General features: G+C 74.4%; 1 protein-coding gene. It reads right to left on the minus strand.

From position 1 onward, the window contains the following. Positions 1–570: NAD(P)/FAD-dependent oxidoreductase (locus ASG00_RS16610; protein ID WP_235559098.1), on the minus strand; the 570-nt coding region annotated here is incomplete at both ends.

The following is a 570-nucleotide window of genomic DNA, read 5'->3' on the forward strand; positions in this document are numbered from 1 at the left end:
CGGTCAGCGACGGGTCGGGAACGAACGACCGCTCGTCGGGATCCACCACGGGGCCTGCTGCATGCCAACCGGCCTTGATACCGAGGCCCGGCGTCGCCATGCCGTACACCCCGGTTGGGAACCATCCCGTCTCCCCGGACGAATCGGCGATGTGGTTGAAGCCCGGCCAGGTCTCCTCGGCCGGCGCGATCGGCGCGAAGAACGCCGGCTGCTCCTGCGTCACCCGCAGCGGCGGCAGGGCGATCGACTCCGGGAGCAGTCCGCGGGTCCACGCACCCGCGGTGACGACGACGCGCTCCGCCGTCAGGGTGCGCTCACCCTCCTCGTCGCGCAGCACCACCGAGGCGCCGCGCTCATCGGCGCTCACCGACGCCACCCGGACTCCCTCGCGCACCTCGACCGCGGTCGCACGCGCCGCCGCGACGAAGCCGCGCACCGCGGCATCCGCATCGATGCGACCCGCTTCGGGCGTGTGCAGCACCGGCGTCTCGAAGCGGAACCCGGGCCACCGGCGCTGCGCCTCCCGCACATCGAGCAGGCGGGCGTCGAACCCGCCCGCGCGCACCGCGG

The organism is Microbacterium sp. Leaf351, assembly GCF_001423825.1.
In the GTDB taxonomy this organism is placed as follows: domain Bacteria; phylum Actinomycetota; class Actinomycetes; order Actinomycetales; family Microbacteriaceae; genus Microbacterium; species Microbacterium ginsengisoli.